The 21,342-nt window shown below is 65.1% G+C and carries 21 protein-coding genes; 8 read left to right on the top strand and 13 right to left on the bottom strand.

Annotation, left to right across the window (positions count from 1 at the left end; genetic code table 11):
- Positions 1 to 113 precede the first annotated feature (113 nt).
- Positions 114 to 746 carry a LysE/ArgO family amino acid transporter gene (locus KYC_RS05560; RefSeq protein WP_008159751.1) on the bottom strand — a complete coding sequence of 211 codons (633 nt, stop codon included), beginning with the start codon at positions 744 to 746 and terminating at the stop codon, positions 114 to 116.
- 148 nt (positions 747 to 894) lie between these two features.
- On the opposite strand from KYC_RS05560, the gene KYC_RS05555 reads away from it, so the two are divergent.
- Together KYC_RS05555 and KYC_RS05550 are read left to right on the top strand one after the other, a co-directional pair.
- Positions 895 to 1,794, top strand: coding sequence for a LysR family transcriptional regulator ArgP (locus KYC_RS05555; protein ID WP_008159748.1), 900 nt, complete (start codon positions 895 to 897; stop codon positions 1,792 to 1,794).
- A 17-nt stretch (positions 1,795 to 1,811) separates the two neighbouring features.
- The gene (locus KYC_RS05550; RefSeq protein WP_008159746.1) at positions 1,812 to 2,303 is read left to right on the top strand and encodes a copper chaperone PCu(A)C; all 492 of its coding nucleotides are present in this window, start codon (positions 1,812 to 1,814) and stop codon (positions 2,301 to 2,303) included.
- Between the two features lie 115 nt (positions 2,304 to 2,418).
- Here the strand turns inward: KYC_RS05550 and gdhA are convergent, their stop codons facing one another.
- On the bottom strand, positions 2,419 to 3,765 hold the full coding sequence (gdhA, locus tag KYC_RS05545; protein ID WP_008159744.1) for an NADP-specific glutamate dehydrogenase: 1,347 nt from the start codon (positions 3,763 to 3,765) through the stop codon (positions 2,419 to 2,421).
- A 410-nt stretch (positions 3,766 to 4,175) separates the two neighbouring features.
- Entirely contained in the window at positions 4,176 to 4,970 is a 795-nt protein-coding gene (locus KYC_RS05540; protein WP_008159742.1) for an exodeoxyribonuclease III, read from the bottom strand.
- Between the two features lie 131 nt (positions 4,971 to 5,101).
- Between KYC_RS05540 and pyrE the strand changes: the two genes are divergently transcribed.
- Entirely contained in the window at positions 5,102 to 5,788 is a 687-nt protein-coding gene (pyrE, locus tag KYC_RS05535; RefSeq protein WP_008159740.1) for an orotate phosphoribosyltransferase, read from the top strand.
- Between the two features lie 51 nt (positions 5,789 to 5,839).
- Here the strand turns inward: pyrE and KYC_RS05530 are convergent, their stop codons facing one another.
- The 5 genes from KYC_RS05530 to gatC form a co-directional block, all read right to left on the bottom strand.
- On the bottom strand, positions 5,840 to 6,313 hold the full coding sequence (locus KYC_RS05530) for a type II toxin-antitoxin system VapC family toxin (RefSeq protein WP_008159738.1): 474 nt from the start codon (positions 6,311 to 6,313) through the stop codon (positions 5,840 to 5,842).
- On the bottom strand, positions 6,310 to 6,555 hold the full coding sequence (locus KYC_RS05525; protein ID WP_008159736.1) for a hypothetical protein: 246 nt from the start codon (positions 6,553 to 6,555) through the stop codon (positions 6,310 to 6,312). Before KYC_RS05525 ends, KYC_RS05530 begins: the two co-directional genes overlap by 4 nt.
- 125 nt (positions 6,556 to 6,680) lie before the next feature.
- The gene (gene gatB / locus KYC_RS05520) at positions 6,681 to 8,138 is read right to left on the bottom strand and encodes an Asp-tRNA(Asn)/Glu-tRNA(Gln) amidotransferase subunit GatB (protein ID WP_008159734.1); all 1,458 of its coding nucleotides are present in this window, start codon (positions 8,136 to 8,138) and stop codon (positions 6,681 to 6,683) included.
- Positions 8,139 to 8,142: 4 nt separating this feature from the next.
- A complete protein-coding gene (gene gatA, locus KYC_RS05515; protein ID WP_008159732.1) occupies positions 8,143 to 9,678 on the bottom strand; it encodes an Asp-tRNA(Asn)/Glu-tRNA(Gln) amidotransferase subunit GatA in 1,536 nt (511 codons plus the stop codon).
- 3 nt (positions 9,679 to 9,681) lie between these two features.
- Positions 9,682 to 9,990, bottom strand: coding sequence for an Asp-tRNA(Asn)/Glu-tRNA(Gln) amidotransferase subunit GatC (gene gatC / locus KYC_RS05510; RefSeq protein WP_008159730.1), 309 nt, complete (start codon positions 9,988 to 9,990; stop codon positions 9,682 to 9,684).
- A gap of 228 nt (positions 9,991 to 10,218) precedes the next feature.
- Here gatC and KYC_RS05505 point away from each other — a divergent pair, with 228 nt between their 5' ends.
- The 5 genes from KYC_RS05505 to rodA all read left to right on the top strand — a co-directional run bounded on the left by KYC_RS05505 (position 10,219) and on the right by rodA (position 15,861).
- A complete protein-coding gene (locus KYC_RS05505; protein ID WP_006216320.1) occupies positions 10,219 to 11,262 on the top strand; it encodes a rod shape-determining protein in 1,044 nt (347 codons plus the stop codon).
- Positions 11,263 to 11,346: 84 nt separating this feature from the next.
- The gene (mreC, locus tag KYC_RS05500; RefSeq protein WP_043517648.1) at positions 11,347 to 12,231 is read left to right on the top strand and encodes a rod shape-determining protein MreC; all 885 of its coding nucleotides are present in this window, start codon (positions 11,347 to 11,349) and stop codon (positions 12,229 to 12,231) included.
- Positions 12,218 to 12,784: a rod shape-determining protein MreD gene (gene mreD, locus KYC_RS05495; RefSeq protein ID WP_008159720.1), complete on the top strand. Its 567-nt coding sequence runs from the start codon at positions 12,218 to 12,220 to the stop codon at positions 12,782 to 12,784. The genes mreC and mreD overlap by 14 nt, the downstream gene beginning before the upstream one ends.
- A gap of 15 nt (positions 12,785 to 12,799) precedes the next feature.
- Positions 12,800 to 14,728, top strand: coding sequence for a penicillin-binding protein 2 (gene mrdA / locus KYC_RS05490; RefSeq protein ID WP_008159719.1), 1,929 nt, complete (start codon positions 12,800 to 12,802; stop codon positions 14,726 to 14,728).
- Positions 14,725 to 15,861 (top strand): rod shape-determining protein RodA, encoded by a 1,137-nt coding sequence (gene rodA, locus KYC_RS05485; RefSeq protein ID WP_008159716.1) that lies wholly within the window; start codon positions 14,725 to 14,727, stop codon positions 15,859 to 15,861. Before mrdA ends, rodA begins: the two co-directional genes overlap by 4 nt.
- Positions 15,862 to 16,351: 490 nt before the next feature.
- On the opposite strand, the gene KYC_RS05480 is transcribed toward rodA, so the two are convergent.
- From KYC_RS05480 to argB, 5 genes are all read right to left on the bottom strand, one after another.
- Positions 16,352 to 17,401, bottom strand: coding sequence for an Ldh family oxidoreductase (locus KYC_RS05480; RefSeq protein WP_008159714.1), 1,050 nt, complete (start codon positions 17,399 to 17,401; stop codon positions 16,352 to 16,354).
- A 12-nt stretch (positions 17,402 to 17,413) separates the two neighbouring features.
- Entirely contained in the window at positions 17,414 to 18,907 is a 1,494-nt protein-coding gene (locus KYC_RS05475) for a DASS family sodium-coupled anion symporter (protein WP_008159712.1), read from the bottom strand.
- 296 nt (positions 18,908 to 19,203) lie between these two features.
- Positions 19,204 to 19,779, bottom strand: coding sequence for a nucleoid occlusion factor SlmA (slmA, locus tag KYC_RS05470; protein WP_008159710.1), 576 nt, complete (start codon positions 19,777 to 19,779; stop codon positions 19,204 to 19,206).
- A gap of 52 nt (positions 19,780 to 19,831) precedes the next feature.
- Complete coding sequence (locus tag KYC_RS05465) at positions 19,832 to 20,578, bottom strand: pyrimidine 5'-nucleotidase (RefSeq protein WP_008159708.1); 747 nt, start codon at positions 20,576 to 20,578, stop codon at positions 19,832 to 19,834.
- A 55-nt stretch (positions 20,579 to 20,633) separates the two neighbouring features.
- Positions 20,634 to 21,342: acetylglutamate kinase (gene argB / locus KYC_RS05460; RefSeq protein WP_008159705.1), on the bottom strand; the 709-nt coding region annotated here is incomplete at its 5' end.

The following is a 21,342-nucleotide window of genomic DNA, read 5'->3' as shown; positions in this document are numbered from 1 at the left end:
CATCTGGCGGGCCGGCCGTGCGCCCGGCGAAAGTGGTGAAGGGCCGATTATAAAAGTGTTGGCGCTGGGCCGGCGCGTCCGGGGCCATTCTGCGGGCTGCGGATTGACGGGTCCTAGACGCCCTTGACCGCCAGGCTGACCGCCAGGGCGGCCATGACCGCCGCGATCACGCCATCCAGGATTCGCCATGCGGATGCGCTGGCGAAGAAGGGCGCGAACAGCCGCGAACCGATGCTCAGCACCGCCAGCCACAGCAGGCTGGCGGTGAAGGCGCCGGCCGCGAACGCCATGCGGGCGTCGTCAAAGCCGTGCGCCAGCGAGCCCACCACCACCATGTCCAGCCAGAAATGCGGATTGAGCAGCGAAAAGCCCAGGGCGCCCAGCATGGCGGCGCGGCGGGACGGCACTACGTCGCGCGCTGCGGACAGCCCGCCCGTCGCGGTCCAGGCGCGGCGCGCGGATTGCGCCGCGTACCAGAGCAGGAAGGCCACACCGAACCACAGCACGGCAGTGGTCAGCCACGGGAACCAGGACGTCAGGGCCTGCAGGCCAGATACGCTTGCGAAGATGAAGACGGCGTCGATCAGCGCGCAGATGGCGACCACGCTGAGCAGATGCCCGCGCATCAGCCCCTGACGCAGGATGAACGCGCTTTGCGCGCCTACGACGGCGAACAGGCCCAGCCCGGTGGCCGTGCCGCTGGCCCAGGCGGTCAGAAAGAGAGGGGATGAAAAGCTGGCGAACATGGTGCGTGCTACCTGTGACTGCAACGCCTGTGGCGGCGCTTTGATGGAGCCGGGCGCGGGGGGAGCGGGCGGCGATACGGTATTTTCACTTGCCGCCAATATGAAATACAGCTAATTTTCCTTCACTATATTAAGTAATTCTAATCACATGAAAATCGACCACGGGAATCTGCGGGCGCTGGCCGCGGTGGTGCGCGAAGGCAGTTTCGAACGGGCCGCGCTTTCCCTGAGCGTGACGCCCTCTGCGGTATCGCAGCGGATCAAGTCGCTGGAAGACCGCATGGGCCGGCTGCTGGTGCAGCGCACGGTGCCCGCTGCCGCCACGGCGGACGGTCAGGTGCTGGTCCGGCTTGCCGAGCAGACGGCATTGCTGGAACATGACGCGCTCAACCGGCTGGGCGTGACGGACGATGACGTGCCGTATGCGAGCATCCCCATTGCCGTCAACCACGACAGCCTGGAAACCTGGTTCGTGGACGCGGCGCTGCAGTTCTCGGCGCGCACGCGGGCCACGTTGGACATGCTGTCCGAAGACCAGGACCACACCGCGGCACTGCTGCGCAACGGTTCAGTGCTGGGCGCCGTGACCACGCTGGCGGACCCGGTGCAGGGCTGCCGCATTCACGCCCTGGGCAGCATGCGCTACGTGGCCACGTGCACGCCGGCTTTTCACAAGCGCTATTTCTCGTCGGGGGTCAACGCGCAGACGCTGGCGCAGGCGCCCGTGCTGGTGTTCAACCGCAAGGACGCGCTGCAGGCGCGCTTCGCGCACAAGATCGCCGATCCCGCACCGTGGCAGCCGCCGGTCTGGTGGGTGCCGTCCTCTCGCGCGTTCGTGCAGGCCACGCTGGGCGGGCTGGGGTGGACCATGAACCCCCTGCCGCTCGTGCAGGAGCATCTTGACGCGGGTCAACTGGTCCTGCTGCGAGGCCGGGCCTGGGAAGACGTGCCGCTCTACTGGCAGCATTGGCGGGTAAACTCCGAGGCGATGGAAGCCTTGACCGATTCGGTCCTGTCAGCCGCCCGCAGTCTGGTCCGGCGGCGTTAACCCCTAGGAGGACACCCATGAACATCCGCAAGCTCGCCGTCGTCGCCGCCCTGGGCCTGTGCGCCGCCGGTTCGGCGTGGGCCAAGGACTACAAGGTCGGCCAGATCGAGGTCGATGACCTTTGGGTCCGAGCCTCGGCGCCGGGCCAGGCCAACGGCGCGGGATACATGGATATCGACAACGACGCCAAGACCCCGGACCGCCTGCTGTCGGTGGTGTCGAACGCCGCCGAACGCGTGGAGCTGCACACGGTGCAAACCGAGAACGGCGTGTCGAAGATGCGCCAGGTCGAAGGCGGCATCGCGTTGCCCGCGGACACAGAGGTCAAACTCAGCCCGGGCGGCTACCACGTCATGTTCATCAAGCTGAAGGCGCCGTTCAAGGACGGCGACACCGTGCCGGCCACGCTGAAGTTCGAAAAAGCGGGCGAGGTGGCCGTGCAGTTCAAGGTCAAACCGGCGTCGCACAACCCCGGCATGAGCCATGACCACGGCGCCATGAAGCACTGATCCTGCTGTTTTGCGGCGCCCGCGCCGTACAGGAATGCAAAAAAGGCCGACTCTGCGCGAGTCGGCCTTTCTCATGGGCGTGGCCGGTGTCCGGCGCCGCGCATGGGGTCCGGTATCAGTACAGCCCTTGCTGGCGCATGGCGTCGGCAACCTTGACGAAGCCGGCGATGTTGGCGCCGTCCAGGTAGTTCACGTACTCGCGCTCGGTGTGGCCGTGGCGCACGCAGTTTTCATGGATGTCGCGCATGATGGCATGCAGGCGGGCGTCCACTTCCTCGCGAGTCCAAGACAGGCGGGCTGAATTTTGCGCCATTTCCAGGCCCGACACCGCCACGCCGCCGGCGTTGCTGGCCTTGCCCGGCGCGTACAGCACGCGCGCGGCGATGAAGGCCTTGGCGGCTTCCAGGGTGGCGGGCATGTTGGCGCCTTCGGCCACGCACAGCACGCCGTTCTTGATCAGCGTCTGGGCATCGGCCAGTTCCAGCTCGTTCTGCGTGGCGCAGGGCAGGGCCACGTCCACGGGCACGTGCCACGGGCGTTTGCCGGCTTCGTATTGCAGGCCGAACTGGCGCGCGTAGGTGTCCAGGCGGCCGCGCAGGTCGTTCTTGACGTGCATCAGCGCCACCAGCTTCTCATGCGTGAAGCCGGCTTCGTCCACGACCGTGCCGTTCGAATCCGACACAGTGATCACGCGGGCGCCCAGCGCCATGGCCTTTTCGATGGCGTACTGCGCCACGTTGCCCGAGCCCGACACGGACACGCGCAGGCCGTCGAACGACTTGCCGACGCGCTTGAGCATTTCTTCCGCGAAGTACACGGTGCCGTAGCCGGTGGCTTCGGGGCGGATCAGGCTGCCGCCGAAGGTCAGGCCCTTGCCGGTGAACACGCTGGCGGTCGAGTTCGACAGCTTCTTCATCATGCCGGCCATGAAGCCGACTTCACGCGCGCCCACGCCGATATCGCCGGCAGGCACGTCGGTGTCCGGGCCCAGGTGGCGGTACAGCTCGATCATCAAGGCCTGGCAGAAGCGCATGACTTCGGCGTCGGACTTGCCCTTGGGATCGAAGTCGGAGCCGCCCTTGCCGCCGCCCATGGGCAGCGTGGTCAGCGAATTCTTCAGGGTCTGTTCGAACGCCAGGAACTTCAGGATCGACAGGTTCACCGACGGGTGGAAGCGCATGCCGCCCTTGAACGGGCCAATGGCGGAGCTGTGCTGGATGCGGAAAGCGCGGTTGACCTGGGCGCGGCCCTGGTCGTCGGTCCAGCAGACGCGGAACTGAATGACGCGCTCGGGTTCGACCAGGCGTTCAAGCAGGGCGTGCTCGGCGTAGTGGGGGTGCTTCTCGACGAAGGGCCACAGGCTCAGCATCACCTCCTGGACGGCTTGCATGTACTCGGGTTGCTGCGGGTCGCGCGCGGCGACGCCACGCAGGAAGTCGTCCAGACTCTGCACTTTCACCATGATCTCCTCGGGGGTGCTTCGAATAGGTGCGGAAATGCGCCAGGTTGGGGCGCTAAATCTATGTTCTGGTGCATGGCTGCACCTGGATGGTGCGGAATTGTAGGGGCAAATTGTTGCCCTGCGCAAAGCTGAAAATCGCTCCAGCGCATTGATATCAAACGGGTTTTTTCGTTTGATATATGGGGACGCTTCATGGCGGCATGGTTCGGAAGGATGGGGGAAAAGCCCTTCCGCTGCTGGTCAATGCTTGAATTTGCTGGGGAAATTAATATGTCCCCAATTTAGTTGATGGTTTGCTCATAGGAGGATGTCTACGTGTCCCCCAGGAAAATGATCTCCCGGCTGGCCTCTGCGGACCTTCTTGCCGGGGCAAACACAAACATGCGTCCCCTTTATTTATTTGAGAAAAATCACGCGCGCAGTGTCGTGTCGTAGTCGATCGTCAGAGGCGCGTGGTCCGAGAACCGTTCGTCCTTGTAGATGGCGACGCTGCGGGCCTTGGCCGCGATGCCGGGGGTGGCGATCTGGTAGTCGATGCGCCACCCGACGTTCTTGGCCCAGGCCTGGCCGCGGTTGCTCCACCAGGTGTACTGGTCGGGGCGGTCGTCGATGGTGCGGAACACGTCAACGAAGCCGCGCTTGTCGAACACGTCTGTCAGCCAGGCGCGCTCTTCGGGCAGGAAGCCCGAGTTCTTCATGTTGCCCTTCCAGTTCTTCAGGTCGATTTCCTTATGGGCGATGTTCCAGTCGCCGCAGATGACGAATTCCCGGCCGGTGGTCTTGTGCTCATGCATGAGCGCGTCGATCCACGGTCCGAAACGGTCCAGGAAGCGATACTTCGCCTGCTGGCGCTCGTCGCCGCTGGAACCCGAGGGCAGGTAGGCGCTGATCACCGACAGGTCCTTCCAGTCGGCGCGGATGATCCGGCCTTCGGGGTCGAACTCTTCGCAGCCCAGGCCAGTGTTCACGCGCTCCGCGGGATCGCGCAGGTAGATGCCGACGCCGCTGTAGCCCTTCTTGACGGCGTGGTGGAAATGGCCGGTGTAGCCGGGCGGATGGCGCAGCTCGTCGGTCAGGTCTTCGTGGGAGACCTTGATCTCCTGAAGGCACAGCACATCGGCGGCGTGCTTTTCCATCCACGGTTGCAGGCCCTTCTTGAAGGCGGACCGAATGCCATTGAGGTTGATCGACGTGATGCGCAGCAAAGCGAGACTCCTGTAGTGCGGCCGCGAGGCGCGGACAATGCCAGGAATTTAACCGACTCGGCGGGGCCACCCGGATCCCGCGCCGACAGCGGATAAAATGCCGGGATCTGCCATCTACCGGACCTACCTGCATGCCCGCCGCTCAATCTTCCGCCACCGCCCTTGATTTCGTCCGCTTCGCCTTGAACGAGGGCGTGCTGCGCTTTGGCAGCTTCAAGGTCAAGTCGGGCCGAATCAGTCCCTATTTTTTCAATGCGGGTCTGTTCAATAGCGGCCGCTCGGTCGGCAAGCTGGCGCAGTTTTACGCGCAGGCGCTGCTGGACTCCGGCGTGGCCTTCGACATGCTGTTCGGGCCTGCCTATAAGGGCATTCCGTTGTCGACTGCCACGGCCGTGGCGCTGGCCGGCCATCCGGACATGCAGGGCCGCGGCGACGTTCCCTTTGCGTACAACCGCAAGGAAGCCAAGGATCACGGCGAAGGCGGCACGCTGGTCGGCGCGCCGCTCAAGGGCAAGGTCGTCATCATCGACGACGTCATTACGGCTGGCACGTCTGTGCGTGAATCGGTGGAAATCATCCGCGCCGCCGGCGCGGAACCGGCCGCGGTGCTGATCGCCATGGACCGCATGGAGCGCGCTGGCCCGGACGATGCGCTGTCGCCGCATTCGGCCGTGCAGGACGTGGCCAAGACCTACGGCATCCCCGTGGTGGCGATCGCGTCGCTGACGGACATCATGGCGCTGCTGCAGGGCGATGCGTCCTTCGCCGAAAACCGCGATGCGGTGCAGGCGTATCGGACGAAGTATGGGGTGAAGTAAAGCGCCCTTTTACTGGATGCAAGACAAAGGGCGGCCGTGGGCCGCCCTTTGTCATTGGGGAAGATAGCGTGCGACGGGCTCTGCGACGCCGTGGGGTTGCCCGAACACGGCGATGCCACTGGCTCGGGCGGCGTCCGCCAGTTTGCGGTCAAACGTGGCCAGGCAGGCTCGCTGTCGTAAGGAGAGCTCGAGATAGCTGGCGTCATAGGCGGTCAACCCATGGGTGCGGGCAAGTTGGCAGGTGCGCGAAATGCTGAAAGCCGTATCGTGGTGATCAGGGGAAATGGGCAGGTTATCGAGAAGTTGATTGAAGGCGGATACCTGGTCTTCGGAGATGCGCTGACTGCGTTCGGCCCGAAGAACGCCGTTTGCGACTTCCACGCGCCAGATATGCGGCACGGTATTGTGCGAACCGTGGGCGACTTCAAGCAGGTGCCGGGCCAGCAGTGATTCGTGAACGTCAATGCGGTCCAGCAGCCACGCTAGGGCGACCGACGCGTCGGGGACCAGGTGAATGGAGTTCATTGCCGGCCTTCTTCGATCCACGATCGGATGACCTCGTGCGAGACGGGGGCGCTCGTGTGCATGCGCTTCATTGCTTCCAGGGCGTCGTGCGCGTCCAGCGATGTCTCGGGCAGGACGGGCGTGAGCCTGGCGCGGCGCACGCCGTCAACAGAGATGATGAAGTGCTGCCCGAGGCTGACGGCCTGCAGGTAGTCGGTGAATCTGTGCAGCAAGTCGCTGCTGCTGATCTCGATATAGTTCATGGTCTGGCTTCCGGCGAAATCGACCTGACCATTCTTGGCTAAACAAAAGGCCGCGGCAAGATGCCGCGGCCTCCGATTCAGTCTGATATTGGGCCGGTCCGCGCGTTGGCGGCACGGCCCGTTTATCAGCTATCCAGCTTCTGCTTGAGCAGATCGTTGACCTGCTGCGGGTTGGCCTTGCCGCGTGCAGCCTTCATGATCTGGCCGACCAGCGAGTTGAACGCCTTCTGCTTGCCGGCGCGGTACTCGTCCACGATGGCGGGGTTGGCCGCCAGCACCTCGTCGATCATGGCGCCGATGGCGCCCGTGTCGCTGATCTGCTTCAGGCCGCGGGCCTCGATGATGGCGTCGGCCTGGCCGCCGTTTTCGCCGGCCCACATGGCGCCGAAGACTTCGCGCGCGATCTTGTTGGAGATCGTGCCGTCGATGATGCGGCCGATCAGGGCGGCCAGCGCCGGCGCTGCCACGGGCGATTCTGCGATGGACTTTTCTTCCTTGTTCAGCGCGGCGGCGACTTCGCCCATGACCCAGTTGGCGGCCAGCTTGGCCTGGCCGGCCGGCAGCGCGTGCGCCACGACCTCGAAGTAGGAGGCGAGGTCACGGCTGACGGTCAGCTGGGCGGCGTCGTACGCGGGCAGGCCGTATTCCGATTCGAAGCGGGCGCGCTGGGCGGCCGGCAGTTCGGGCATGGCCGCGCGGACCTCGTCCACCCAGGCGCTGGAGATCACCAGCGTGGGCAGGTCGGGGTCGGGGAAGTAGCGGTAGTCGTGCGCGTCTTCCTTGCTGCGCATGCTGCGCGTTTCGTCGCGGTCGGCGTCGTACAGGCGGGTTTCCTGGACGACGGTGCCGCCGTCTTCGATCAGTTCGATCTGGCGCCGCGCCTCATACGTGATGGCGCGTTCCAGGAAGCGGAACGAGTTGACGTTCTTGATCTCGGTGCGGGTGCCGAATTCTTTCTGGCCCACCGGGCGGACCGATACGTTGGCGTCGCAGCGGAACGAGCCTTCCTGCATGTTGCCGTCGCAGATGCCCAGCCAGACGACCAGGCTGTGCAGCGCCCGAGCGTAGGCCACGGCCTCGGCGGCGGAACGCATTTCGGGTTCGGTCACGATTTCCAGCAGCGGGGTGCCGGCGCGGTTCAGGTCGATGCCGCTGGCGGGGGCGCCATTGGACAGGTTGAAGTCGTCGTGCAGGGACTTGCCGGCGTCTTCCTCCAGGTGGGCGCGCGTCAGATTGACGGTTTTTTCTTCTTCGCCCACGAAGAACGACAGCGAACCGCCCACGACGACCGGCAGCTCGTACTGGCTGATCTGGTAGCCCTTGGGCAGGTCGGGGTAGAAGTAGTTCTTGCGCGCGAAAACCGAGCGCGGCGCAATGGTGGCGCCCACGGCCAGGCCGAAGCGGATGGCGCGTTCCGCCGCGCCGCGGTTCATGACCGGCAGGCTGCCGGGCAGCGCCAGATCGACCTCGTTGGCCTGCGTGTTGGGGGCGGCGCCGAATTGCGTGCTGCTGCCCGAAAAAATCTTGGAGCCAGTGGAAAGCTGCGTGTGCGTTTCCAGGCCGATGACGATTTCCCAGTTCATGTTCTCAGCCTTGCTGGACAGGGGCACGCTTATGCCAGTCCGTCACGTGTTGGTAGCGGTCGGCGATGGCCAGCAGGCGGCCTTCGTCGAAGTAGTTGCCGATGATCTGCAGGCCGATGGGGCGGATCTGCTTTTCACCGCCGAAGCCGCAGGGGATCGACATGGCGGGCAGGCCCGCCAGGCTGACGCCCAGCGTGTAGACGTCGGCCAGCCAGTCGGCGGTCGGGTCGTCGCGGTTGTCGCCGATGTTCTTGGCGACCGTGGGCGTGACGGGTCCCATGATGACGTCGCACTGGCCGGCAAAGGCGCGCTGGAAGTCCTGCGCAATCAGGCGGCGCAGGCGCTGGGCCTGCAGGTAGTAGGCGTCGTAGTAGCCATGGGACAGCACGTACGTGCCGATCAGGATGCGGCGCTTGACCTCGTCGCCGAAGCCTTCTGCGCGCGAGCGGCTGATCATTTCGTCCAGGTTGCCGTACTGCGCGGCGCGGTGGCCGTAGCGCACGCCGTCGTAGCGGGCCAGGTTGCTGGACGCTTCGGCGGGGGCGATGACGTAGTAGGCGGGAATGGCCAGTTCGGTGCGCGGCAGCGACACCGGCACGCGTACGGCGCCCAGCGCCTCGAATTGCGCCAGCGCGGCCTGGACCGCGGCGGCGACGTCGGGCGCCAGGCCGGCGCCGAAGTACTCTTCAGGCACGCCGATGCGCAGGCCCTTCAGGGGCTGGCTGCCGGCGGCGTCGAAGCGGCCCTGGGCGGCGTCGAAGTCGCGGCGCACGCGGCCGGGTTCATTCACGGCGCTGTCGCATTTTTCCAGGCTGGTGGCGTCGCGCGGGTCGAAGCCGCTGATCACGTCCAGCAATTCAAGCAGATCGCGGCTGCTGGGCGCCAGCGGGCCGGCCTGGTCCAGGCTGGAGCCGAAGGCCACCATGCCGTAGCGCGAAACGGTGCCGTAGGTCGGCTTGATGCCGCTGACGCCGCACAGGGCGGCGGGCTGGCGCACCGAGCCGCCGGTATCGGTGCCGGTAGCGGCGGCCACCAGGCGGGCGGCCACGGCGGCGGCGGAACCGCCCGAGGACCCGCCCGGCACCGCGGTGTGGTCCCAGGGGTTCTTCACGGCGCCGTAGGCGGAGTTCTCGTTGCCGGACCCCATGGCGAATTCGTCGCAGTTCAGTTTGCCCACCGACACTGCACCGGCCGCGCCCAGGCGTTCGACGACCGTGGCGTCGAACGGGCTGACGTAGCCGTCGAGCATCTTGCTGCCGGCCGTGGTGCGCCAGCCGCGCGTAACGAAGGCGTCCTTGTGGGCGATCGGGATGCCGGCCAGCGGGCCCGCAGTGCCGGCCGCCAGCGCGGCGTCGGCTGCGCGCGCCTGCGCCAGGGTCAATTCGGCGTCAATATGTAAAAAGCTGTTCAGGCCGCTGGCCGCTTCGGCGGCATCCAGGGCGCTTTGCGCCAGGTCGACGGCGCTGATGTGGCGTTGTGCGAGGGCCGCGCGCAGGGCGGCGATCCCCTCGAATTGGGTATGCAGGGCGGGTTTCGTCATGACTTATTCCAGGACCTTGGGAACCAGGAACAGGCCTTCCTGGGCATCGGGAGCATTGGCCAGCAGCGCTTCGCGGCGGGCTTGCGAACCGGCTTCGGTCACGGCGTCTTCACGCAGGCGCAGCACAATGTCCTCGTGGGCGGACAAGGGGTGGGCCAGGGGTTCGACGCCCTGGGTATCGACGGACTGCAGCCGTTCGATGAGGTGGAGGATGCCGTTGAGCTCGGCCTGCGCGACGGTGCGCTGGTCGGGAGTCAGTTCGATTCTGGCCAGCCGGGCAATGCGGGCCACATCTTTGTCATTGAGCGCCATGGGGGAATTGCAAAATAGATGAGCGAAGGCCGAAGGGCGGACTGGGCAGTATGCACATGCCGAACCCGTTACAAAGCTTGAATAGCCTGCATTTATGCGCTATTTCCGGTGAAATTATAAGTTATGATTCACGGTTTAATCGCCGTGATGACAGGCCGACCCGTGGTTTTACGGGCCAGACGCCCCGCGGCATGACCCCAATTCCCCCCAGAATTTAGCTGAGCTCCCATGTTCGGATTCCTGCGCAGTTATTTTTCCAGCGATATGGCGATCGACCTCGGTACCGCCAATACGCTGATCTACGTCCGCGGCAAGGGTATCGTTCTCGACGAACCTTCCGTGGTCGCAATCCGTCATGAAGGCGGGCCTCACGGCAAGAAGATCATCCAGGCCGTCGGCCACGAAGCCAAGCAGATGCTCGGCCGCGTTCCCGGCAACATCGAGGCCATCCGGCCCATGAAGGACGGCGTCATCGCCGACTTCACGGTCACGGAACAGATGCTCAAGCAGTTCATCCGCATGGTGCACCCCCGCAACATGCTGGCGCCCAGCCCGCGGATCATCGTCTGCGTGCCTTGCGGCTCCACCCAGGTTGAACGGCGCGCCATCCGCGAATCGGCCCTTGGCGCCGGCGCTTCCCACGTTTTCCTGATCGAAGAACCCATGGCCGCCGCGATCGGCGCCGGCCTCGCGGTGTCCGACGCCAGCGGCTCGATGGTCGTGGACATCGGCGGCGGCACCACCGAAGTGGCCGTCATCTCGCTGGGCGGCATGGTCTACAAGGGTTCCGTGCGCGTCGGCGGCGACAAGTTCGACGAGGCCATCGTCAACTACATCCGCCGCAACTACGGCATGCTGATCGGCGAACCCACGGCCGAACTGATCAAAAAGGAAATCGGCTCCGCATTCCCGGGTTCCGAAGTCCGCGAGATCGAGGTCAAGGGCCGCAATCTGGCCGAAGGCGTGCCGCGCAGCTTCACGGTGTCGTCCAACGAGATCCTGGAATCGCTCACCGATCCGCTCAACCAGATCGTTTCGGCCGTCAAGATCGCCCTCGAACAGACGCCTCCCGAACTGGGCGCCGACATCACCGACAAGGGCATCGCCCTGACCGGCGGCGGCGCATTGCTGCGCGACCTGGACCGTCTGCTCCAGGAAGAGACCGGCCTGCCGGTCGTGGTGGCCGACGATCCCCTGACCTGCGTCGTGCGGGGTTGCGGCGAGGCGCTGGAACACCTTGAGAAACTGGGCGCCATCTTCATCAACGACTAATCCCGCCCGCCAGCCCGGAGCCCCGCTTTCTTTTGGCTCCGGCCGCTGTGGGAGCCTCGGACGCGGGCGCCCGGGCTGAAATTCATGCAACGACAAGGGACTCCTCCCCTATTCAGGCGCGGCCCACCCGCGGAGGTGCGGCTGGTCGTCCTGGTCGTCCTTGCCTTGGCCCTGATTGTCATAGATTCCCAGTGGCGCATGCTGGAGCCGGCGCGTCGGGCGATCTCCGTCGCGCTATACCCGTTCCAGCGTGCCGTCATGGCGCCGCGAGACCTCGTCCAGCAGGTCAATGAATGGGTCAACGCGGCCAATCTCATCCGCAGCGAAAACGAAGCCCTGCAGCGCCAGCGCATCGAACTGGCCCAGGTTGCGTCCCATGCGGCCCAGCTGGCCGCTGAAAATTCGCAACTGCGCCGCCTGCTGGGCGTGACCGACACCGTGGCGCAGTCCGCTGTCGTGGTCGAAGTCATGTACGAGCCCACCAACGCGTTCACCCAGCGCCTGGTCTTCAACAAGGGCAGCAAGGCGGGCCTGGCCCCCGGCATGCCTGTGATCGACGAAGGCGGCGTTGTCGGACAGATCGTGCGTGTCACACCCATGACCGCCGAGGCCGCGCTGGTCACGGATGAACAGGTCTCCATTCCCGTGCAACTGCTGCGCAACGGGCTGCGCCTGATCGCCTTCGGCGGCAATTCGCCCGGCAAGATGGAAGTCCGCTACCTGGCGGCCAATGCCGACATCAAGGAAGGCGATACTATTGTCACTAGCGGCGTCGGCGGCCTCTTTCCCGCTGGGCTGCCCGTGGCCAAGGTGACCTCGGTCGAACGCGACACCGCATCCGGTTTCGCGCGCGCCGTGTGCGAACCGCTAGCCCACCCCGAACGCTATCGCCACTTCCTGGTTCTGCAGGTGGATGTGGATCGCGCCGAGTCCAACCGTCAGGAGGTCGATTCCGGTGGATCGGACTAATCAAACCGCCGGGCAACCCCGGCGCCGCCTGGGCACGCCCAGCAACGTGCAGCCCGACAGGCTGTCGGGTCCCGCGCACGGGGTCTTCGTCTGGGGTACGGTGTTGCTGGCGTGGCTGGTGTCGCTGCTGCCCTGGCGCCTGTGGCAGGGCGCGCCCGACGTGCTTTTGCTCATCATCGCCTTCTGGTGCGTACACGAGCCGCGCCGTGTTGGCCTGTTCACCGCGTTTTTCTTTGGCTTGCTGATGGACGTGCACGACGCCGGCCTGCTCGGCGAGCATGCCCTGTCCTACACGCTGGTCGCCTACGGCGCCGTGGTCCTGCACCGCCGCCTGCAGCGGTTCGATCTCTGGAGCCAGGCGATGCACATGCTGCCGGTGTTCCTGATCGCCCGTTTCGTGACGCAGATCATCCAGGCGTGGCTGGCCGGGAAGTGGCCGGGCTGGGACTGGGGCATCAGCGTGCTGCTGACGGCCGCCTTGTGGCCGTTGGCGGGCTGGGTCCTGCACCTGCCGCAACGCGGCGTCGACGACGCCGAATCCTCTTCCGCCTGACGGCGGCGTCGCGTCATGTTTGAATTCAAGAAAACCGGCCAGCAGCAGAAGCAGCGCTTCCGCCTGCGCGCCTGGGTGGGCGGCGCGTTTGCGCTGGTCTGCTTCGGCGTCCTCGTGGGCCGGTTCTGGTACCTGCAGGTCGATCGCTACGAAGGCCTGTCCGAACGCGCGGACCGCAACCGCATCGCCGTCGTGCCGATTCCGCCGCGCCGCGGCGAAATCCTCGACCGCAATGGCGAAGTCCTGGCCCGCAACTACCGCACCTATACGCTCGAGGTCGTGCCCGCCCAGGCCGGCAACATGAATGAGCTGTTCGCGCGCCTGACCGAGGTCGTGTATATCAGCCCGGCCGACCAGCGCCGCTTCAAGCGCCGCGCCGCCGAGTCCAGCCGCTACGCCAGCCTGCAGCTGCGCAACAACCTGAATGAAACCGAGGCGGCCTGGTTCGCGGCGCACTCGTTCCAGTTTCCGGGCGTGGAGCTGCGCGCGCGCTGGGTGCGCGAATACCCGCAGGGCTTGTCCGCCGCGCACGTAGTGGGCTACATCGGCCGCATTGCCGACAACGACATCGAAGAACTGGACCGCGCCGGCCAGCTGGGCAACTATCGCGGCACCGAGGTCATTGGCAAGAAGGGCATCGAAAAAACCTGGGAAGAGCAGTTGCACGGCCGCACCGGCCTCGAAGAGGTCGAAGTGACCGCCGGCGGCCGCCCCATGCGCACGCTGCGCCGGATTGATCCGGTGCCGGGGTCGGACATCATGCTGTCGATCGACATGGGCCTGCAGAAAGTGGCGGAAGAGGCCTTCGAGGGACAGCGTGGCGCGCTGGTCGCCATTGATCCGGATACGGGCGAAGTCCTGGCCTTCGTGTCGCAGCCGTCCTTTGATCCCAACTTGTTCGTGGACGGCATTGATGTGGACAACTGGCGCATGCTGAACGAGTCGCCCGACCACCCGCTGATCAACCGTCCCTTGTACGGCACCTATCCAATCGGCTCCACGTATAAGCCTTTCGTCGGCCTGGCCGCGCTGGAACTCGGCAAGCGCCGCGCGACCGACCGCGTGTCCGACCCCGGCTATTACGAATTCGGGGGGCAGAAGTTCCGCAACGCTGGCGGCGCGGCCTACGGCATGACAGACATGCACAAGGCCATCGTGGTGTCCTCGGACACCTATTTCTATTCGCTGGGCCCCGAAATCGGCGTGAACGCGCTGCACGATTTCACCAAGCAATTCGGCTTCGGCCAGATCACCGGCATCGACCTCGAAGGCGAAAAGCGCGGCGTGCTGCCATCCACCGACTGGAAGCGCTCGGCCTACAAGGACAAGGAGCGCCAGCGCTGGTACGCGGGCGAGACGATTTCCGTGGCGGTGGGCCAGGGCTACAACGCCTTCACACTGCTGCAGCTGGCGCAGGGCACGTCCACCCTGGCCAACAATGGCCTGTACCGCCGTCCGCACTTGGTGCACGCGGTCCGCGATCCGCGCACGGGCGTGGCCAAGCCCACCGAAGCGGCGCCCGATTACCGCATTCCCCTCAAGCAGGCGAACGTGGATGTGATCAAGAACGCAATGGCCGATGTGGTGCGGGCCGGCACGGCGCGGCGCGCGTTCGCCAACACGCCGTACCAGGCCGCCGGCAAGACCGGCACCGCTCAGGTGTTCAGCCTGCGCGGCGGCCACTACCGCGCCAGCGCCATCGACGAGCGCCTGCGCGACCACGCGCTCTTCATGGGCTTCGCGCCGCTCGAACATCCGCGCATCGCCGTGTCGCTGATCGTCGAGAACGCCGGTTGGGGCGCCAGCGTGGCGGCGCCGGTCGCGCGCAAGGTGTTCGACTACTGGCTGGCAAAGGACCGGCAGGACAAGATCGTGCGCCCCGAGCGCGCGGACGCCATGGCCACCGTCGAAACCATCACCTCTGACCTGGTGCGTCAACCATGAAGCGTCTGGGCCTGATCCTGCTGCGCGTGTTCACGGCGTTCGACTGGCCGCTGCTGGCCATCCTGATGATGTTTGCCGCCCTGGGCCTGACGGTCATGCATTCCGCGGTGGGTGGCACCGACTGGCGCTTCGCGGAACAATCCCGCAACTTCATCATCGCGTTCTTCGCGATGTGGACGATGGCGCTGATTCCGCCCAAGCTCCTGATGAAGCTGGCATTGCCCTTCTATGTGGTGGGCGTCGTGCTGCTGCTGGGCGTGGAATTCTTCGGCGAAACCAGCAAGGGCGCGACCCGCTGGCTGAACCTGGGCGTGACGCGCATCCAGCCCTCCGAAATGATGAAGATCGCCGTGCCGATGATGCTGGCCTGGTACTTCCAGCGCCACGAAGGCGCCGTGCGTATTCGCGACTTCTTGGCGGCGGCGGCGATGCTGGCTGCGCCTTTCGGGCTGATCGTGCTCCAGCCTGACCTGGGCACGGCGTTGCTGGTGTTCGGCGCGGGCTTCTTCGTCATCTACTTCGCAGGCCTGTCGTTCAAGCTGCTGGTGCCGGTCATGCTTGCGGGCGTCATCGGCATCGGCACGCTGGTCTACTACGAGGACCAGCTCTGCGAACCCGACGTGAACTGGGTGGTGCTGCACGACTATCAAAAGCACCGCGTCTGCACGCTGCTCAATCCCAGTTCCGACCCGTTGGGCAAGGGATTCCACACGATCCAGTCAATGATCGCGGTCGGCTCGGGCGGCGTCTACGGCAAGGGCTACATGAAGGGCACGCAGACCCATCTGGACTTCATTCCCGAGCGAACCACCGACTTCATCTTCGCCGTCTACGCCGAGGAATTCGGCTTGTACGGCGGCATCGCCATCCTGGTGCTGTACGGCCTGATGATGGCCCGCGGCCTGACGATCGCATCCCGGGCCTCGTCGCAATTCGGACGGCTGCTGGCTGGCGCGCTGACGATGATGCTGTTCATCTACGTGTTCGTGAACGTCGGGATGGTCACGGGGATCCTGCCAGTCGTGGGGGTGCCATTGCCGTTCATGAGTTACGGCGGGACGGCGTTGTTCACGATGGGGATCGCGTTCGGGATCATGATGAGCATCAGCCGGCACCGGTCGGTGAAGACCTGATCGACGGCGTGGCTCTTGGCGATCAGTTGTACGCAGAGTCGTCTCGGTCTTCGTTCCTCCCCTCCGGTTTGGCGTCTGATTTCGAGGGTGCGCAACGGCTTCGTGCGGAAGGTGTATGACACCTGGCAGACCTGGCAGAGCAGCTACCAGGCCAGACCAGGCCATACGCGAAGCGTCATCCCAGCGCCGGTGGAGATAAAACCATCAGAGCCCGGTGCGGTGCGGGCCTGGGGTGCGCGGGGCGTGTAGATGCGCCCGAGGGAAACCGTAGGGAGCCGAAGGCGTACGAGGTTGACAACGGGGAAGCCCGGAGCGAAGGCTCCGGGCCGCAATCGTAGCCCCGCGCGCCCCAGGCCCGCACCGTGCCGGGCGCCTCAAGAACCCAGGTCAACGCCAGCAAGCCAAACGCTCTGAACCGAACAACACCCCAAAACAAGCGGGCGCCTGGATTCACCAGGCGCCCGCCATCGACAAACGAACAGGAAGACCGTTACGGCAGCGCCTCGGGCACGCCCAGGTCCACGGCCAGTTTCGTCAGTCCATCCCAGATCCGGCTGTCGAACTCGACCGAATCCGCGTTGACCGCCCGATTCCGGGCCTCGTATTCACCGGGGTACTGCACCGACTCAACGCCAGGCTGCGGCTTGCAGGCATGCAGGTAGTCGATGAATGCGCCCACCTCCATCGACCGCCAGTCCGTATTGAAGTCCACCTGCGGATCCAGCAGCAGCGCGAACATATTGTTCGTCGCCACGCCGATGCGCGGGTGTTCAGGCTGGATCGTGCCGCCGCCCGACAGAACGCCGGCCAGCAGTTCGGCCACCAGGCCCAGCGCGTAGCCCTTGTGCCCGCCGAACGGCAGCAGCGCGCCCGGAGGATCGGTGAACAGCGCGCCAGGATCGGTGGTCGGATTGCCGTCGGCGTCGATCAGCGATCCGGGAGGCGCCTGTTCGCCCTTGGCGGCCAGCACCCGGGCCTTGTTCACGGCGATCGAGCTGGTGGCCATGTCCACGATGAACGGCGGGCGGCCGCCGGGCAGGGGGCCGGCGAAGCACAGCGGGTTCGTGGTCATGCACGCCTGCGCGCCGCCGAAGGGCGCGACGGTCGGCGAGCGGTTGATCACGTTTGTGAAAGCCAGCAGGATCAGGCCCTTGGCCGCCACCATCTCGCCGAAATGGCCCATGCGGCCAAGGTGGTGGCTGTGGCGCAGGGTCAGGATGCACTGGCCGTGCTCCTGCGTGCGTTCAATCGCCTTTTCGATGACGACCTTGCCCACATACTGTCCCAGCCCATGATGGCCGTCGTAGGCCAGCATCGCGCCCCGGTCGTTGACCAGCTCGGGCCGGCCATCGGCCTGCGCCAGGCCTTCCGACAGCACGCGGCGGTAGTTTGTCAGGATAGACAGGCCGTGGCTGGTGTAGCCGACGCGGTCGGATTCGACCAGATGCTCGGCCACATCGCGGGCAATATCTTCGGGCACGCCTTGCGCCGTCAGCACTCGGCGGCCGTACTCGTTGGCTTGGGCGATCGTGAGTTTCATGACGATGCCTCTTTACAGCCAGCCAAGCCAGCGCCAGTAGGTCATGCCCATCAGCAACATCAGCAGGTAGCCCACGATGGTGACGATGATCCCGACCTTGGCGAATTGCTTCGCGTTGAAGGTTTCCGTACCCAGGCACACCATGTTCTGCGGCGCGTTGATGGGCAGGATGAAGCCGTAGCTGACCACGAAGCCCAGCAGCATGGTCATGCCCAGGCGGCTGAAGTCTCCCGGCAGCGTCGCCAGCACCGAAATAAGGATCGGCAGCATGGCCGAAGTCAGTGCGGTGGCGCTGGCAAAGCCCAGGTGGATGATGATGAGGAACGCAGCCAGAATGGCGAAGATGGCCAGCGGGCCCAGGTGGTCCAGGCCGGTATGCTGCACGACCTGGTTGCCCAGCCATTGGCCGGCCTGCGTCGTCAGCAGGGCGGTGCCCAGGCTGATGCCAACCCCGAACACGATCACGGTGCCCCATGGAATGCGCGATTGCACGTCTTTCCATGTCATCACGCCAAAGCGCGGCAACATCAGCAGAACCAGGCCGAAGTAGGTGGTCGAGGTCGTGTCGAACTTGTGCAGCTTGCCTTCGGTAGACCAGAACAGCAGCAGCATGATCGACACGGCCATCAGGCGCTTTTGCGCGCCAGTCATGGGGCCCAGGTCAAGCAGCGACTTCTCGACGGCTTCCTTGCCGCCGGCGATGCTGTTGCTTTCCGGCGGCAGCAGCTTGAGCACGATGACGATCAGCACGGCCGACATGATCAGCGACCAGGGAGCGCCGGCGATCAGCCAGTCCGACCACGCTACGCGTTCGCCCAACATTTTTTCCATGAAGCCGACCGTCAGCAGGTTCTGCGCCGCGGCGGTCTGGATGCCGACGTTCCAGATGCTGGTGGCCTGGGCCACGATGATCATGATGCCGGCAGCGATGTTCGAGCGCTTGTCCACACCGAAGGCCGCGATGACGCCCATCATGATGGGAACCACCGCCGCGCTGCGTGCGGTGGCGCTGGGCACGACCAGGCTCAGCACGATCGTCACCGCGATACATCCGATCAGGATGCGGCGGGTGCTGGTGCCCACCTTGGACAGCGTGACCAGCGCGATGCGCCGGTCCAGTCCAGTGAACGTCATGGCCGCCGCAATGAACAAGGCGCCGGTAACGAGCGCCAGCGCCGAGTTCGAAAAGCCGGTGAGTGCCATGCTGATGGCGGCCGAGGTGCCGTAAAGCACGTTGGGGTCTTTGACTGTCGGAGCCGTGCCCAGCAGGAAAGCCATCAGCGTCGTGATCATGATCGCGCTGGCTTCGTAGGAAACGGCTTCGGTAATCCAGACCACCACGGCAAATGCCAGGATTGCCAGCATGCGGTGGCCGGCAACTGGCAGCTCCGCTGGCAGGGGCATCATCAGCACGCCGATCATCACGACGATGCCGGCGACGAGGCCGATTGGAATTTTGGTTTTCTTGGGGGCTTGCGAGGCGGGGACAGCGGTTTCCGCGGCCATATCCTTCTCCGGTTGAGGTCAAACTGACGAAACACCGCCCGCGAGCACGGGGTCAATCAAATCGGTGTGTCGACGCTACAGGATGATCGTGACGGCATTCAGGAAAACCCGTATTGATGTGAATCAAGTGGGTGGAGCTTAGTGCTTGTGGAAACCTTGCTCCGGGCATTATGCTCCCGGCCCCTTTTTGGCCGCAAGCGTAGTTGTTGCGTCAAAGCCAAGTAATTGCGCCGGCAAATGCAGCAACTGACGCGCAGTCTCAGCTTAATTTGTTCGTGTTACGGATCTAATGGGGCTCAGCCAAGCGCCAGGCGCAGCTGTTCGTCCAGATGCAACGTGGGCGCGACGCGCCAGCCGCTCTGGGCGTAGCGCAGCCAGCGGCCCAGCACCAGATGCGTCAGGAGGCTGGCGTGCGCGGCGACGTTGGTTTCTTGGGGCAGACCGCCGTCAGTGATCGCGATACGCAGCGATTGCTTCAGGGAAGCCTCGATCCGGTCGTTGATGTGGTTGATGCGCTCTTGCAGCCGGTTGTCTTCGGTGACGAGCGCGTCGCCGGTCAGCACCCGCGTCATGCCTTTGTTGCGTTCGGAGAAGGTCAGCAGCATGGCGACGGTCTTATGGGCCTGGCTCAGGCCGTAGGGCTCGGCGGTGGCGATCTGGTTCACCAGCGTGAAAATGCTGGTTTCGATAAATTCGATCAAGCCTTCGAACATCTGCGCCTTGCTGGCGAAATGCCGATAGAGCGCGGCTTCCGAGACTTCCAGGCGCGCGGCGAGGGCGGCCGTGGTGATTCGGGATGCATGGGGTTGCTCCAGCATCTCGGCCAGAGTCTGCAGAATCTGGGTCTTGCGCTCGCCGGGTTTGCTCGCCATGGACGGGTCTGCTCTGCGCAGGATGACGGTGAAGGGGAGGAAGAGCGGGCCGTCAGCCCCGCAAGGGCCGCCGACGTAACAATAAATCACTGACGGAGTTTACCCGCAAGTCGACGTAAGACGGTCGTTGCGTGCGTCCGCGCGAGAAGGGCGTGCCAGGGTGATACACATGGACGGTGCGCAGACCCGCCTGGCGCGCACCGCGCAGATTGGCCAGCGTGTCTTCCACCAGCACGGCGCGGTGGGCGGGAACGCCCTCGCGGGCCAGCACGTAGCGCAGCAGGGCGGGCGAAGGCTTGGGCCGGAACTCGCCATGCAGACGCATGTGTTCGATGGCCCACAGGCTGTCGAACTGGCGCAGGATGCCCAGGCGCGCAAGCACCGCGCGGGCGTAATGCAGGGGCGCATTGGTCAGCAGCACCTTGCGTCCCGGCAATTGGCGCAGCTTGTGGGCCAGCGCCTTTTCCGCCCGCACCAGCGGACCGACGTCGAAATCGTGGCTGCGGTGCAGGAACTCGTGCGCGTCCACGCCGTGGTGGCGGACCATGCCGATCATGGTGGCGCCGTAGCGTTTCCAGTACAGCGAGCGCACGCGGTTGGCCGTGTCCACATCGACGTTCAGCGCCTCGGCCACGGCCATGGTCATGCCGTGGTCAATCTTGGGGAAGATGGCGTGCGACGTGTCGTGCAGCGTATTGTCCAGGTCGAACAGCCACAGGCGTTCGGAAACGCCCGTGGCGACGCTGCGCGAGCGGCGCAGGCGCACAGCCGGCCGCAGCAGTTGACGACGGACTTGCATCAGCGACGCCGCTCCCTGCAGAGGGAAGCGCGCGGCGCTGCGGAGGCGGATTTCATCAGTGCGAGCTGATCATCGTGCCGACGCCCTGGTCGGTCAGGATTTCCAGCAGCAGGCAATGCGGCACGCGGCCGTCGACGATATGCACCGAATTCACGCCGTTCTTGGCAGCGTCCAGTGCCGACGAGATCTTGGGCAGCATGCCGCCGGAGATCGTGCCGTCCTCGAACAGTTCGTCGATGGTCTGGGCCGACAGGCTGCGCAGCAGCTTGCCGCCCTTGTCGAGCACGCCCGGGGTGTTGGTCAGCATCAGCAGCTTTTCGGCGCCCAGGACCTCGGCCATCTTGCCCGCGACCACATCGGCGTTGATGTTGTAGGCGGTGCCGTCTTCGCCATAGCCGATGGGCGAGATGACGGGAATGAACTGGTCGTCCTGCAGCGCCTTCACGACGGCGGGTTCGACCATGGTGATGTCGCCCACGAAACCGATGTCGATCGGTTCGGACGGATTGTCCTTGTTGGCCATCAGCTTCTTCTGGGCCTGGATCAGTCCGCCGTCCTTGCCGGTCAGGCCCACGGCCTTGCCGCCGACCTCGTTGATCATCATGACGATGTCCTGATGGACTTGACCGCCCAGCACCCATTCCACCACTTCCATGGTTTCCGCGTCGGTCACGCGCATGCCCTGGATGAAGGTGCCTTGCTTGCCGATACGGCGCAGCGCGTCATCAATCTGCGGGCCGCCGCCGTGGACCACCACCGGATTG

The organism is Achromobacter arsenitoxydans SY8 (genome assembly GCF_000236785.1).
Lineage (GTDB): Bacteria > Pseudomonadota > Gammaproteobacteria > Burkholderiales > Burkholderiaceae_B > Achromobacter > Achromobacter arsenitoxydans.
The sequence above is the reverse complement of the archived record's forward strand: the minus strand, read 5'-3'. Positions and strand labels throughout refer to the sequence as shown.